This window comes from Citrobacter sp. RHB35-C21 (assembly GCF_013816515.1).
GTDB classification, from domain to species: domain Bacteria; phylum Pseudomonadota; class Gammaproteobacteria; order Enterobacterales; family Enterobacteriaceae; genus Citrobacter; species Citrobacter braakii.
In genome coordinates this window covers 1,958,860-1,973,726 of sequence record NZ_CP057147.1, presented here as the reverse complement: position 1 = coordinate 1,973,726, position 14,867 = coordinate 1,958,860, and the positions used below count along the sequence as shown (strand labels likewise).

General features: G+C 52.8%; 14 protein-coding genes. All 14 read right to left on the bottom strand.

What is annotated here, in order from left to right:
* Window positions 1–9 precede the first annotated feature (9 nt).
* A complete protein-coding gene (gene wzxC, locus HVZ39_RS09380) occupies window positions 10–1,488 on the bottom strand; it encodes a colanic acid undecaprenyl disphosphate flippase WzxC (RefSeq protein ID WP_181633507.1) in 1,479 nt (492 codons plus the stop codon).
* Between the two features lies 1 nt (window position 1,489).
* Window positions 1,490–2,884 carry an undecaprenyl-phosphate glucose phosphotransferase gene (gene wcaJ, locus HVZ39_RS09375; RefSeq protein WP_016156914.1) on the bottom strand — a complete coding sequence of 465 codons (1,395 nt, stop codon included), beginning with the start codon at window positions 2,882–2,884 and terminating at the stop codon, window positions 1,490–1,492.
* Window positions 2,885–2,938: 54 nt separating this feature from the next.
* Window positions 2,939–4,309 (bottom strand): colanic acid biosynthesis phosphomannomutase CpsG, encoded by a 1,371-nt coding sequence (cpsG, locus tag HVZ39_RS09370; RefSeq protein ID WP_181633506.1) that lies wholly within the window; start codon window positions 4,307–4,309, stop codon window positions 2,939–2,941.
* 127 nt (window positions 4,310–4,436) lie between these two features.
* On the bottom strand, window positions 4,437–5,873 hold the full coding sequence (gene cpsB / locus HVZ39_RS09365) for a mannose-1-phosphate guanyltransferase (protein ID WP_181633505.1): 1,437 nt from the start codon (window positions 5,871–5,873) through the stop codon (window positions 4,437–4,439).
* On the bottom strand, window positions 5,873–7,099 hold the full coding sequence (wcaI, locus tag HVZ39_RS09360) for a colanic acid biosynthesis fucosyltransferase WcaI (RefSeq protein ID WP_181633504.1): 1,227 nt from the start codon (window positions 7,097–7,099) through the stop codon (window positions 5,873–5,875). Before wcaI ends, cpsB begins: the two co-directional genes overlap by 1 nt.
* On the bottom strand, window positions 7,096–7,575 hold the full coding sequence (locus HVZ39_RS09355; protein ID WP_181633503.1) for a GDP-mannose mannosyl hydrolase: 480 nt from the start codon (window positions 7,573–7,575) through the stop codon (window positions 7,096–7,098). The genes wcaI and HVZ39_RS09355 overlap by 4 nt, the downstream gene beginning before the upstream one ends.
* A gap of 2 nt (window positions 7,576–7,577) precedes the next feature.
* Complete coding sequence (locus HVZ39_RS09350; protein ID WP_181633502.1) at window positions 7,578–8,543, bottom strand: GDP-L-fucose synthase; 966 nt, start codon at window positions 8,541–8,543, stop codon at window positions 7,578–7,580.
* A 2-nt stretch (window positions 8,544–8,545) separates the two neighbouring features.
* Window positions 8,546–9,667, bottom strand: a complete 1,122-nt coding sequence (gene gmd / locus HVZ39_RS09345) for a GDP-mannose 4,6-dehydratase (RefSeq protein ID WP_016156920.1) — start codon at window positions 9,665–9,667, stop codon at window positions 8,546–8,548.
* A gap of 24 nt (window positions 9,668–9,691) precedes the next feature.
* Window positions 9,692–10,246 carry a colanic acid biosynthesis acetyltransferase WcaF gene (gene wcaF / locus HVZ39_RS09340; protein WP_016153587.1) on the bottom strand — a complete coding sequence of 185 codons (555 nt, stop codon included), beginning with the start codon at window positions 10,244–10,246 and terminating at the stop codon, window positions 9,692–9,694.
* 9 nt (window positions 10,247–10,255) lie between these two features.
* Window positions 10,256–11,002, bottom strand: a complete 747-nt coding sequence (gene wcaE / locus HVZ39_RS09335; RefSeq protein ID WP_019077134.1) for a colanic acid biosynthesis glycosyltransferase WcaE — start codon at window positions 11,000–11,002, stop codon at window positions 10,256–10,258.
* A 5-nt stretch (window positions 11,003–11,007) separates the two neighbouring features.
* Complete coding sequence (gene wcaD / locus HVZ39_RS09330; protein WP_181633501.1) at window positions 11,008–12,225, bottom strand: colanic acid polymerase WcaD; 1,218 nt, start codon at window positions 12,223–12,225, stop codon at window positions 11,008–11,010.
* Complete coding sequence (wcaC, locus tag HVZ39_RS09325; RefSeq protein ID WP_181633500.1) at window positions 12,200–13,417, bottom strand: colanic acid biosynthesis glycosyltransferase WcaC; 1,218 nt, start codon at window positions 13,415–13,417, stop codon at window positions 12,200–12,202. Before wcaC ends, wcaD begins: the two co-directional genes overlap by 26 nt.
* Window positions 13,414–13,902: a colanic acid biosynthesis acetyltransferase WcaB gene (gene wcaB, locus HVZ39_RS09320; protein WP_049281950.1), complete on the bottom strand. Its 489-nt coding sequence runs from the start codon at window positions 13,900–13,902 to the stop codon at window positions 13,414–13,416. Before wcaB ends, wcaC begins: the two co-directional genes overlap by 4 nt.
* Before the next feature lie 2 nt (window positions 13,903–13,904).
* Window positions 13,905–14,747, bottom strand: coding sequence for a colanic acid biosynthesis glycosyltransferase WcaA (gene wcaA / locus HVZ39_RS09315; protein WP_016153592.1), 843 nt, complete (start codon window positions 14,745–14,747; stop codon window positions 13,905–13,907).
* Between the last annotated feature and the right edge of the window lie 120 nt (window positions 14,748–14,867).

Here is a 14,867-nt window from a genome sequence, read left to right as displayed (position 1 = left end):
GCGTTGTTCTTATCCTGCACGAAGCAAGGTTTTCATTTTTTCACTGCGGCAGAGCTGGCGTTTTATTTCCACCACTAACGGATGGCGCGACACCACAATCATCGCCGCAAACGCCAGCGCTCCTGCCGCTACCTGGATCCCCAGCAACGCACCTGGCGACAGTTGGCTGCGCAGCATTACGTCCAGCGCATAGCTCACCACAAGGGTCGGTAAAGAGAGATACAATGGCAGCCACAGACTGAGCATGTACTGGCGGTAGCTGGAGCCAAGAACAGGTTTGATCATCACGAAGTAACTGAGGATCGTGTTAATCACCTGGACCAGCAAAAAGCCCAGCGTCACGCCAATCGCCCCGGCCTGATGACCACCGATGAAAATGGCGGGAATAAACAGAAAGGTTTTGAACACATTGAATTTGAAGCTGATGTCGACCCGTGCTTTCGCCATCAGCAGTGAACCGATCGGATTCCCCACAGAACGCAGCAGTCCAACAATGCACAGCAGTTGCAAGACGGGAATAATACCGTTCCACTTCTCGCCAAATACCAGCGGCACCACATTGTTCGACACCACCATCAATCCCAGTAGTACCGGGAAGTTGATGATCCCGACCACCGACAGCAGCTTGTAAAAATTCACCCGTAGCTTTTCACTATCGTCCTGAATTTTGGCAAACGCCGGAAACAGGACACGGGTAATAATCGGGTTCAGTTTGATCGGGGGAACAACCGCCACGTTCCAGGCGAGATTGAATCCGCCCGCCACGCCAGCGCCCAACGTTCTGGCTAAAACCAGCGTGGAAAGGTTGGTATTGAGGTAATTGATAATGCTGTCTGCCGTCAGCCACGCACCAAAACGCAGGTTCGACGAAACGGATGCCAGCGAAAAATGCAGCCCCGGACGGTAAATCCGGCGACCAAAATAGCCGAACAGCAGCGTTCGTAGCGTACAGTTCACCAGATACCCGAGAATGGCCGTCAGCGCGAGCGGCCAGAAATGGGCGCTGACCACGGTAAAGGTAAAACCGGCCAACACCGAACTGGTTTCAATCATGCCAATTTTGTTGAAGGCCAGCTCTTTTTGCATCAGCGCGCGAAACTGCTGCCCTTGCGGTATCACCACAAACGCCAGCGATAAGGTTTTGATGAGTGGCGCCAGTTCGGGATTATTGAGCACGCTGGCAATCGTCCCGCTAAGCAGAAACATCACCACACATACCACCATACCCAGCCCAACGTTGAGCCAGTACAGCGTCGTCAGCTCAAGATAACCGATGTCTTTGCGCTGAATAATTGAATTGGCGATACCGAAATCCGACAGCGTATCGGCCAGCGCAATGATCACCAGCGACACGGTTAACAACCCAAATTGGTGGTTATCAATAATCCGCGCCAGGACGGTCATCTGGATAAGTCCCAGACCAATAATGATCACCGTAGCAATCGCCGACCACTTTGCGCCATTAAGCGTTTTTTCTCGTAAGCTCATGTTAATACGCCGCTTTGTTCACAAAGCCTTTGAATACCGTCAGAAAAACAATTTTGATATCGAACCACACGCTCCACTCGCGAATGTATTCGAGATCAAACTCCACACGTTTTTCCATTTTTTCCAGCGTATCGGTTTCACCGCGCCAGCCGTTGATTTGCGCCCAGCCGGTAATGCCCGGTTTTACCTTATGGCGTAACATGTACCCCTCGATCAGTTGACGGTACTGTTCGTTATGCGCCACCGCATGCGGACGTGGCCCGACGATAGACATCCCCCCGGTCAGGACGTTAATAAACTGCGGCAGTTCATCGAGCGACGTCCGGCGCAGGAAATTTCCCACAGGGGTAACGCGCGGATCGTTTTGCGTCGCCTGCGTTACCACCGCGTCGTTCTCCATCACTTTCATCGAGCGAAACTTCCAGACTTTGATCGGCTTCCCGTCCATGCCATAGCGGGTCTGGCGGAAAATCACCGGACCTTTGGAGGTCAGTTTTACCAGCAGCGCAATACCACACAGCACCGGGGAAATAAGCAGCAGGATCAGTGAAGCCAGCACGATATCTTCCGCGCGCTTTAACAGACGATTAATCCCCGAGAGCGGCGTGTCATACAGCGGCACTACCGGAACGCCGTTCATCTCTTCAATCCGTGAATGCAGGATGTTGAAGGTAAAGACATCAGGAATGAGGATCACCGAGCAGGTGGTGTCGGCCAACTCACGCACCAGTTTTTTTACGCTGGCGCCATCGCTCATCGACATGGCGATATAAACGTTATGAATGCGTGAAGCTTTGGCGTCGTCCACCAGTTGTTGCAGATTACCGGCCCAGTCGCGGGAGTTTTTTCCAGGGATTGGGTCGTGATAGACCCCCGCCACTTCAAATCCCAGCCACGGTTCATGGCGAAAACTGTCCAGCAGCATTTGTCCGGCGGGCAGGTCGCCAGCCACCGCCACCCGGCGGGTGTTGTAACCACGATTACGCAGCCACCCCGCACCGTAGCGAATAAACGAACGACTCAACACCAGGCCGACGCTTGAAAGCAGATACCATGCCAGCCAGACGGCGAGACGGTTATCGAAATCGTTATTAAAGGCGATCAGACCTGCGCTAAAAATCAGACTCAGCGTCCAGTTTTGTAGTAACAGCACCAGCTCAGTGGAAATTTTGACGCCGCGCCAGGAGCGATAAAAATCCGTTATGCCACCGAGCATCTGAAAAACGACCAGCGTGATCAGCGCCACCAGCAGGTGCATATACAGGAAAGGCAAACCGCTTAATTCGCAGATCACCCACAACCCGCCAAACATAATGGTGATATCTGAAAAGCGTTGCACCATCGAAATTAACGACGCATTGGTTTTGGCGCGTTCGCGCTTTTTTAGATGTGTCATCGTGGTTCCTGTTAGTCACCCTTTGCCCATAAGCGGGCAAAGGAAGCACCGGCATTACTGATTCAGTAACGCCAGAAGAGTGCGCGTTCGCGCTTCCATCAACGGAATATTTCCGCGCGATTCCACGTTCAGGCGCACCACCGGTTCGGTATTGGAAGAGCGTAAATTGAAGCGCCAGTCGACAAACGCCATGCTGATACCGTCCGTTCTGTCCACCGTCAGCGCCTCACGGGAAAAGTGCTGCTCCACACGCGCAATCGCTGCCGCCGGCTCTGCCAGCGTGCTGTTGATTTCCCCACTCGCCGGATAGGCCACCATCCGATCACGGACCAGTTCACCCAGCGACTGTCCTTTCAGACTCAGCAGTTCCGCCACCAGCAGCCACGGGATCATTCCGCTGTCGCAGTAAGCAAAATCACGGAAATAGTGATGCGCGCTCATTTCACCGCCATAAATGGCATCTTCATGGCGCATGCGCTCTTTGATAAACGCGTGCCCGGTTTTTGACATCACCGGTTTACCGCCTGCCGCCGTCACCACGTCCACGGTATTCCAGGACAGGCGCGGGTCGTGGATAATTTTCGCCCCCGGATTCTTCTCCAGAAACGCTTCCGCCAGCAGACCGACAATGTAATAGCCCTCAATGAACTGACCTTTTTCATCGAACAGGAAGCAGCGGTCAAAATCACCGTCGAAGGCAATCCCCATATCCGCACCGTGTTCAATCACCGCATTGCGCGTGTCGGCCCGGCATTCCGGCAGCAGAGGGTTGGGGATACCGTTGGGAAAATTGCCATCCGGCGTATTGTGAATTTTGATGAACTCGACCGGCACCCCCAGCGCCTTAAAACGGGCTTCAATGGCGTCAACCACCGGACCTGCCGCACCGTTGCCGGAGTTGAGCACCAGCTTCATCGGTCTCAGGCTGCCGGGATTGATGTAACCCAGCAGGTGGTCGATGTAGGCATCGCGGGTAGTAATACGCTGGTAGTGGCCACGTTTTGTCACATCAACCGCCGGGAAGTCGTTGGCTTCCGCCAGGCGCTGCACGTCGCGCAGACCGGTATCACCGCTGATGGGCCGCGCCCCTTCCCGCACCAGCTTCATACCGTTGTAATCCATCGGATTATGGCTGGCGGTCACTTCAATACCGCCGTCAATGCCAAGGTGGAAGGTGGCGAAGTAAATCTCTTCGGTGCCCGACATGCCAATATCCAGCACATTCACCCCCGCGTCCTGCAGCCCTTTCGCCAGCGCCAGCTTTAGCGTCTCGCTGGTCAGACGCACATCGCCGCCCAGAACGATAGATTTTGGCTTCAGGAACTCGCCGTAAGCGCGGCCAATGCGCCACGCGATCTCTTCATTCAGCTCTTCGCCCAGCCTGCCGCGAATATCGTAGGCTTTGAAACAGGTTAATTTCGTCATGATTTCCCCTTCTTCAGGCAACAGTTAGCCCTCTCCTTACTGGAGATATTTTTCACAAAATGACTAGCCGTTAGTTTTTAGGCCGGATAAGGTGTTCACGCCGCCATCCGGCAACGATGATGTTGTGTTACGCGCGCCCGTAGCGATCCGCAAACCGCACCACATCATCCTCATCGAGGTAAGATCCGGAGCGCACTTCAATCAGATCGAGCGGGATTTTCCCGGGGTTCTCCAGACAATGGGTCGCCCCCAGCGGAATATAGACAGACTCGTTTTCAGCAAGCAGCTTGATATCATCATTGATTGTCACCTTCGCGGTACCGGCAACCACAACCCAGTGTTCAGCCCGGTGATGATGCATCTGCACAGACAATCCCTCACCAGGCTTGACGGTAATTCGCTTCACCTGGTAACGCTCTCCGGCATCAATTGAGTCGTACTTGCCCCACGGACGATAAACTTCGCGGTGAATATGATGCTCATGACGCCCGTCAGCCTTAATTTGCTCTACCACTTTTTTGACGTCCTGCACCGCGTTGCGATCGGCGATCAGCACCGCATCTTTGGTCTGCACCACCACCAGATCTTTCACCCCGACTGTCGTCACCAGGCCGGATTCGGCATACACGTAACTGTTTTCCGTTTTATGGCTAATGACGTCGCCGTGATGCACATTGCCTTCAGCGGTATGGGCACTGATTTCCCACAGCGATGACCAGGAGCCAACATCGCTCCAGCCTGCGTTCATTGGCATCACCACCGCATCGGCTGTACGTTCCATTACCGCATAGTCCACAGACTCTTCCGGGCAGGCGAGAAACGCCTGTTCATCAACGCGGATAAAATCGAGATCGGGGTCGACCGTACTCATGGCGTTCTCACAGGCTTCAAGAATGTCGGGACGATACTTTTTCAGTTCTTCCAGGTAACGTCCGGCCCGGAACAAGAACATGCCGCTGTTCCAGTAGTAGTCGCCGCTCGTCACGTAAGCCTGCGCGGTTTCCAGATTGGGCTTTTCAACAAACTGTGCCACTTCAAAAGCCACGGCGTCGGTATTCGTCGGCGAGACTTCCCCCCGGCGGATATAGCCATAGCCGGTTTCCGCCTGGTCCGGCACGATACCAAACGTCACCAGCTTACCCGCTTCGGCATAGGGCATCGCATTGCGAACCGCCTCGCGGAATGCCTCTTCGTCGGCAATCATGTGATCGGCCGCCAAGACCAGCAGCAGCGGATCCTCACCCGGACTTTGACGTTTTGCCGCCAGCGCGGCCAGCGCTATCGCCGGTGCCGTATTACGCCCGGCAGGTTCGAGAATGATGTTCTCAGTCAGCTTGTGCAGTTGTCGTAGCTGTTCCGCTACGATAAAACGGTGTTGTTCATTACAGATAACCACCGGGCTTTCGCACTCCACGCCGTTCAGACGGCAAATCGTCGTCTGCAGCATGGTGAGATCGCCTTTCAGGCACAGGAACTGCTTTGGGTACAGCACGCGGGACAGTGGCCATAAACGGCTCCCCGAGCCACCGGCCATCACCACCGGAAAGAGTTTGCTTTGACTCATCATGTACCCCGTATATCTGCAAGAAATTGACTCAGCACGTTTTCTTTATCCAGCGTGCGTTCGGCATAATCACGTGCCACCGTGTTTACTTTTGGCATCATCAATGCCCGTTTAATACCGCAAACCAACGCGTTTACCGACTCCGGCTCCACGCACACCGCAATGCCAGGGTGAGCGTCACAAAGCTGACCCAGCTCGGTTTCAGGTTCGGCAGTAATAACTGCGTTACCACCAACAGCGAGGATATTGGTCAATTTGGAGGGCAGTACGGCATCAGCCGCACCACGCTTTTGCACGACCAGATGACAATCCGCAATCTTGAGCAACGCTGGCAGCGCGTCATATGATTGCAGCGGAAAGAACATCACGTTATTCAGGCCGCGTTCGCAGGCCATGCTCTCCAGCCGCGCTTTACCACCGCCCTGCCCGACAATCACAAACAGCCAGGGGTGTTCGCTCAACTCGACCGCTGCGTCTATCACGCTCTCCAGCCCCTGCTTTTCACCGATATTGCCTGAGTAAAGAACGATCTTTTGTTCGGCAGGCAATCCCAGTTGCTGGGACAACGCCAGGGCATCGGCGTCGCTCACATCACGAAAGCGCGTCACTTCTGACCAGTTCGGAAAGAAAATAACCTTGTGCGGCGCAACGCCTTTTTCCATGGCTTTGTGCATCATGGAACGGGAAATCGTCGAAATATGGTCCATATTCAACAGCCCACTGCGCTCAAAGGCGCTGGCCAGTTTTGCCACCATACCGCGCGTGCCTTTGCCCGCCATTCCTAGCCCCAACATGGCATCGACTTCGTAATCCTGAACGTGCAATAGCGTACGTGCGCCACAAAGCTTTGCCAGCAGGCGCATGCCCGGCGTGCAAAACAGCGTCGGCACCACGCCGATAATGCGATCCGGCTTCCAGCGACGTTGCGCCAGTAGCGGGAAAAAACTGCTCAGGGCGAAACTGCCCAAATGCAGCAGGCGCTTGAGCGTTGAGGGTTGCTCAGGCACATACAGCGGACAACGCCAGACGAGGGCGTCGCCCTCTTCGCGACGGTAGCGCCAGGATGAATAACTGCCGTTTACCTTCCACTGGGGATAATAAGGCGGCGCGGTGATCACCCGAACGTCATGCCCCTGCTGCGCCATCCATTCCACCATTTCACCGGTGTATTTGCCGATACCGGTCAACTCCGGCGAATAGTTGATGCCATACACGAGGATCTTCATAGCCCGGGTACTCCGGCCTGACTTGTTTTACAGAAGTAAGCCCGACTGTTGTCGTGCACGTGGTCACTGACCAGAATCTGTGTAGCCGCCATCCATCGGTACGCATCATGTTGGACATTGGGCAGTTGCAAGTCGTTTTCCGACACCCGCAGACGAAATCCCAGCACGATGTAATGCGTTGAGAAATCATCCCCAGAAAAGTTGTCGTCATAGAAGTGCTGCCAGACACCGTAAAACTCCGCAGCGGACAGCGGTATACGTAACCCCAGCTCCGTTTCGGTAAGCCGCTCAAAGGCCACGTGCAGCGGTTCATCTTTTTGCACCCGACCGCCGGGCACAAACCAGTAACCCTGCGCCGGACGATTGAGACGCTTACCGAGCAGAAATTCACCGTGGGTGTTTTCCACGATCAAATCGATGGAAATCAGCGGAGTTGAACGTACTACGGTGGCAAAATCCTCATGACGTAAAAACATGCTTACCCCCGGTAGCGCTGCTGGTTTTCAAGGAACCACTGCCAGGTACTGGCAAGCCCCGCTTCCAGTGATATCTCGTGATACCAGCCCAACTGATGTAGACGCGTAACATCGAGCAATTTGCGCGGCGTTCCATCCGGTTTGCTGGCGTCGAACACAACGCGCCCCTTGTAACCCACGACCTGCGCGATGGTTTGCGCCAGTTCGCGGATGGTGCAGTCCACGCCGGTGCCCACGTTGATATGCGACAGCATCGGCTGGGTATATTCCTGCAAGACTTCCTGATCCAGCTCCATCACGTGGATACTGGCCGCTGCCATATCGTCAACATGCAGAAATTCACGCATTGGCGTCCCGCTTCCCCACACCACCACATCCGGCGTATTGTGCTCGCGAGCGTCATGAAAGCGGCGCAGCAGCGCCGGGATCACATGCGAATTACTCGGGTGGAAGTTGTCATGCGGCCCATACAGATTGGTCGGCATCACCGAGCGATAATCGCGGCCATACTGGCGGTTATACGATTCGCACAGCTTGATCCCGGCAATTTTGGCAATCGCATACGGCTCATTGGTCGGTTCCAGCTGCCCCTGCAACAGTTCGCTTTCGGCTATTGGCTGGGTGGCTTGCTTTGGATAAATACAGGATGAACCGAGGAACAGCAGTTTATTCACGTTATGTAAATGCGCAGCATGAATAATGTTGCTCTCAATCATCATGTTTTCATAAATAAAATCAGCAGGATAAGTATTATTCGCCATGATCCCGCCGACTTTAGCCGCCGCCAGATAAACCTGGTCAATACGTTCAGTGGCAAAGAACGCCTGCACCGCACTGGCGTCCAGCAGGTTAAGTTGGTCGCGGGTACGCAGCACCAGCTCGACATTATCTCGCTGCGACAATTGTCTGACGATGGCGGACCCCACCATCCCGCGATGGCCCGCCACAAAAATACGTTGTGTCTTCATCCTCAGTACTCCAGCGCGATGGCGACCTCGTAACCGTGCGACTTCAGCAGGGAATGCTTCTTCGCTGCTTCAAGATCGTTGGCAACCATTTCCGAGATCATCTGGCGCAACGTGATTTCCGGCTTCCAGCCCAGTTTTTCATGTGCTTTGGCCGGATCGCCCAGCAGCGTTTCCACCTCTGCCGGACGGAAATAGCGCGGATCGACGGCAATCATGACATCCCCAGGTTTCACACCCGGCGCGTCGTGTCCGGTTACGGAAACCACAATGCCTTTCTCATTCACGCCCTCGCCTTCAAAGCGCAATTTAATCCCCAACTGAGCGGCGGCCATTTCCACAAACTGGCGCACGGAATACTGCACGCCGGTGGCAATCACGAAATCTTCCGGCTTGTCCTGCTGCAGCATCATCCACTGCATCCTGACGTAATCTTTGGCATGCCCCCAGTCACGCAGCGAATCCATATTGCCCAGGTACAGACAAGACTCCAGCCCCTGCGCGATGTTGGCGATCGCACGCGTAATTTTGCGCGTGACAAAGGTTTCGCCGCGGCGCGGAGATTCGTGGTTAAACAGAATGCCGTTACAGGCATACATACCGTAAGATTCGCGGTAGTTGACGGTTATCCAGTAGGCGTACAGCTTGGCAACGGCATACGGCGAGCGCGGGTAGAACGGCGTGCTCTCTTTCTGCGGAATTTCCTGTACCAGGCCGTACAGTTCAGAGGTGGAGGCCTGATAAAAACGGGTCTTCTTTTCCAGGCCGAGGAAGCGGATAGCTTCCAGCAAACGCAAGGTGCCGATAGCATCGACATCCGCGGTGTATTCCGGTGAATCAAACGACACCGCGACATGACTCATTGCGCCGAGGTTATAGACCTCATCCGGTTGCACTTCCTGTAAAATACGGGTCAGGTTGGAGGAGTCCGTCAAATCGCCATAGTGCAGATGGAATTTGGGATTGCCCGAATGCGGATCCTGATAGATGTGGTCCACTCGTTCGGTGTTGAATGATGAAGCGCGGCGCTTAATACCGTGTACTTCATACCCTTTTTCCAGCAGGAACTCTGCCAGGTAAGAACCATCCTGCCCGGTTACGCCAGTGATGAGAGCGACTTTTGACATGTTATTACCTCTTAAATGATCCCCTCAGGGAGTAACTTTCTCGACGCGTTCGCGTGTGACTATTGCGGGATTTCCCCGACAAACGACATTGGCTGGCAGCGATTTAAATACACTGCTGCGTGCTCCGACGACGGTGCCATCGCCAATCGTCACGCCAGGCGCGACAAAGACATCTGTCGCCAGCCAGCATTTATCACCAACTACAATTGGTGTGGCGTTAATATCAAAATGTTGACTGGCATAATCATGACTCCCGGTGCATAAATAACTTTTTTGCGAAATAACCGCGTGCGCACCAATCGTAATATCACCCAGCGTATATAAAACCGCGTCATCACCCACCCAGGAATAATCTCCCAGGGTTAATTTCCACGGATAAGTAATTTTTACTGAAGGTCGAATAACTACGTTTTTTCCTATTTTTGCGCCAAACATTCGTAATAAAAACGCACGCCAGCGGTACATTACCTGCGGGGACCAGCGAAATAATGTGGCTTGCACTGCCCACCATAATTGCACTTTAATGGCACCGCCGCCGCGAAAACCTCCCGGCACGTTGAAGCCGCTTAAATCCTGCATAATGTACCCTTACGCTTTTCCATATAAGGTTTTTGTTTTACCGGTTGTGCGCAGACGTAAATATTCTGACAACCCGGTCCAAAAACCTGGCATGTGTAATATCTGGCGCTGTACCTTTTTTGCATCCCGGCACAATTCCAGATTATTCGTCGTTGACACCCCACCCATGGAAAACTCTGACACCAGCCCGCTCAGCTTTTTAAACGCGTAACCTGACTTGTATAATTTGGCTGCCAGTGCGTAATCAGACGATATCTTATATTGCAAATCATAGCGCCAGACATTCAGTCCAGAGAGAGGAAAGAAGATTGCCTGATGGCTGGCGGGAAGGCTGTGATAAATATACCAACCCGGCTTGGCCCGCCGCTTAATTTTGTTACCATTACCGAAATCCAGCAACGCATCGCCAATGACCATCGCTTTATCGCTCTGCGTTTTTAGCTGGCGGATAAAATGAGCCGCATCTGCATGCAGAATATCCCCGGAGTTGAGGAACAGCGCAAACCGCCCGCGCGCCATAGCGATACCTTTGTTCATTGCATCATAGATGCCCTTATCCGGCTCGCTGACAAACCGTAACCGGTGCTCTCCACTGAGTCCTTCAAGAAAGGCCGAGGTACCGTCAGAGGAGCCGCCATCAACAACAATCCACTCAAAACTGATATCACCCGCCTGCGCCAGATGAGCTAACGACGCGTGAGTTTTGACGATCCCTTCCAGATTACGAAAGGCGACGGTAATAATACTGAGCAGCATGCGTTCTACCTCGCTATATTCAGCGCCTTGCGCAAAATAAACGGACATACAATTAAAAATGCGTATTCCGGACTAAATACTGAACCTGTAAAAAACAGCGACAGCGGCGTAAAAAGATAAAGCTGCACCCGATAATTCTGATTATCACCAAACGCATTGATCATCATCTTCATGACTTTCCCCATGTACCACAGGGCTAATATCACCGCGAACCATGAAAAATAAATAATCAGCAGATACAAGCCATTGTCTATCGTTTTACCAACATCTGCACCGTTAAAAATTCCGAATGACGCAACATATTCATAAAGTGAGCCGAATCTCACTACCCCATCAACGTTAAGTAACGAATAACCGACCATTACTAATGGTCCCACGATACGATAATACGATGATGAGCCTTCAGTTCCTAAATCTCCAACCCGTGTCGCGATGTACGGAAACGCAAATATCACACCAACAACAAACACGCTTAATGAGATTATCGCCAGCGGCAACTTCTTTTTTATCGCATCTTTATTCAGATACTGGAACGCCCACTCCAGGAGGTAAAACAAAATAAATGTCATTACCCCTGAAAACGATCCTGATAATATTATCCCTGCCAGAATCATAGCATCGGACTTAGGCGTTTTGATACCAAACTGTTTGATACTGAGCCAAATTGAGATTAACGCCAGAGCGAAGAATGCCGGTTCGAAATAGAGTGCAGTGGTACGTTTCCCGCCAAACTTAATAAAGTTCAGAACATAGCTATTGCTGTAAATAAGATATTTCGAAATAACTTCCATTAAACTGCTGCCGCCACTAAGAATTATCTGCGCCATTTCCACCGCAGCTAACCCCACCACCAGGCCCACAACCAGCCAGAAAAAACGCAAGATCTTAATGTAGTTATGCGGCGAAATGGTTTTGAAGCGAATACTCCACACCATACCGATAATCACCACGGTATAGACAAACAGCATTGCGGACGTCACGTACTTGCTGGCATCCAGTGATTGTCCGAACAGATAGTTAAACGCCGTCAGTCCGCCCCCCACGCCCAGCGCAATCATTAATTTTTTAATATTGATGCGCTCGACAAACAGCAACAGCAGAACGGGCAAAAACGTGACGATAGTTATCGGGAAGCTCTCGCCAAGCTGGGCGAGTTTGACGTTAACCAGCAGATAAAGCAGCGGTAGCACCAGATAGCTACAGATTCTGATAGAACGAGACATACTCCTCCAGCATCTGTTGCCCACTGTATGCCACCCGGCTGCGCTGGCTGAACGCGGCAAGCGACGTGTCAAATACCGCCTGCGCAATGTCTGATCTTTTCAGTTGCACCAGGTGCAAAACATCCGCTTCGCTGAACGTTTTGCCGCCCGATTTCGCCAGCACTTCCTGCGCGGCATCGCTGTGCGTAGCAATCACCGGTACGCCGATGGAAAGCGCTTCGCACAGAATCAGCGGGTAGTTATCAACGCGCGAGCTGAACACCAGCCCATCCATCTCGTTAAGCGCGCTCATCAACGTGCGCTTATCGCTCTCAAACCCGTGATTGATGACGTTATCCCCGACAAACGGAGAAAATTTGCCGAAGGTATGCAGCTCAATTTTGTCTCCGAGCGCAATCATCGCTCGCACCAGTTGCTGACTGGTTTTACCGTCATAGCGCAGGTCATGGGCCACTACGGCGATTTTTGGTCTGCCGCTTTCCTCATGCTTAGCGGGAAGTTCGGCAAGAATGGCTTCCGTTGCCACATCGATGCCGTTGTTAATAATGCGGCAACGACCGACGCCATACAGACTGTTGAATGCATCGGCCACATGCTGACTGGGCGAGATGAACTGGCAGCCCAGCGCCAGCATGGCGCGAAACATCTGCCGTTTACCAGGCAACTGTTGATGGGCTTTATCGATTTTTACCGGCGGATAGTTACTGAGCGTTGGACATTTCTGACAGCCCGTTTTCCAGCTTTCGCAGCCATCGGTAAAGGCACAGCGCCCGGTCACACTCCAGTGATCGTGCAGCGTCCAGACGAAGGTGATATCCGGTTTATGCGCCTTCACTTTTTGGCAAAAGGTGACCACCTCTTCCAGATTCAACCAGTAGCTGTGCAACACATGAAAATGCAGTACCAGCGGGCCGGAAGTGCGGGTAACCGTACGGTACAACTTGTCGAGATTGCCAAACATGTCGCGGTTCGCGAAACGAAACAGCGCAATGTTCGCCGCCGACGTCAGACGTGGCGTATGTTTGATAACCTGCGGGTAATTCGCATGGCTGACGCTTTTCTTACCGCCTTTGCCATAGCCGTAGACAAAATGCGATGACAGCCCTTTTTCCAGCGCCCTCAGATGCAAATCTAACGCTACGCCTGCCGCCCCGCCTTCTGCGAGCCGCACATTAAACTGTAATATTTTCATTTTATTACCTTCACCCGTGCCTTCTCGCCCACGACCAGCGTATTGTCCGGGACGCTATCCACTACGACGCTCCCGGCGCCAATCGTCACGTTATCGCCAATGGCAACGCCGCCAAGCAGAGTGACATTGGCCCCCAGCTCAACGCCGTTACCGATGACCGGACAGGACAGATCGTTGCCGCCAAGATTGCCGATGGTGACGCCATGGCGCAGGGTGAAATCATCCCCCGCCACCACGTGTTTATTGATCACCACCCCATAGCCATGATGGATGGTGAAACGACGACCAATAGATGCAGCGGCCTGGATTTCATAGCCAAACACGCATTCAGTGATAAGGCGATACATCACCAGCACCGGCGCCGCCCACAGGTTGTTCAAGACATTTTTTTTACGCCAGACGGAGCAAAAATGGGCAATCCGATAGGCCACCACCATGCAGCAGGGTCGCAGACTCCAGCCGTTCGCGCGTAAATCTTCCAGCATACTTAGCGTCCTCGCAGTCCGTCGGCCAGGCGCTTACTATTGCGAACAGAAAGCAGCGTCAGCAACGTGCGCCAGTTCATCCGTTTATTGCGGATCTGGTAGAGGGTAAACAGCTGATATTTCTTGCTGGCCCGATCAAATTTGCCTTTGTGCTTACGGTAGAACTGAAAGTAGCCGGAGAATTTATGCGGGGATGAGGTAATACGCATTTCACCGTGATTCACATGCAGGATCTGCGTTGCCTCTTTTACCTTCCACGGTTTGCCATACGCCACCACCATGCGCAGGAAAATGTCATAATCTTGCGCCGCTTTCAGCGTGGTATCGAACAGGCATGCTTTAAACCGCCAGGCCCAGGTAAACACCTGATTACCAATAATATTGCGCTTATAAAATTTACGGCGCGAATAAACGGCCTTCGGATAGAGCGGCAAACTGGTCGGCTGCGAATATACTTCGCCTTCACAGACATAGTCATTGGCATACAGAAACGCCCGCGTAACCAGATGATGGCGATAATTGAGAAATACGCTCAGGCGGTTCGGCGTCCATTCATCATCATCATCAATACCCGTAATATATTGCCCACTGGCCTGCATGATGGCCTGATTACGCACCGCACAGGCTCCGGAGTTAGTGGGATTACGCGTATACGACACACGCGGATCGTTGAGCTCTTCAACAAATTGCTGCAGTTGCTCATACGAGGAAGAGCAATCATCCACAATGATCATCTCCCAGTGAGGATAGTCCTGGCGCAGTACCGATTTAATCGCCCGGATGGCCAGTTGCTGACGGTTCCAGGTGGGCATATAAATTGAAATTAGCGGGTTGTCTGTCGTCATTTTCGTTTCCCAGATATCCCCGTCATACTTCAAGTTGCATCTGCGTTGGCTTTCCTGCAACCCGAATTATTTAGGGTATAAATATGTTTTTGTGGGCCGCTATCCGGCAATGTTCGTAAT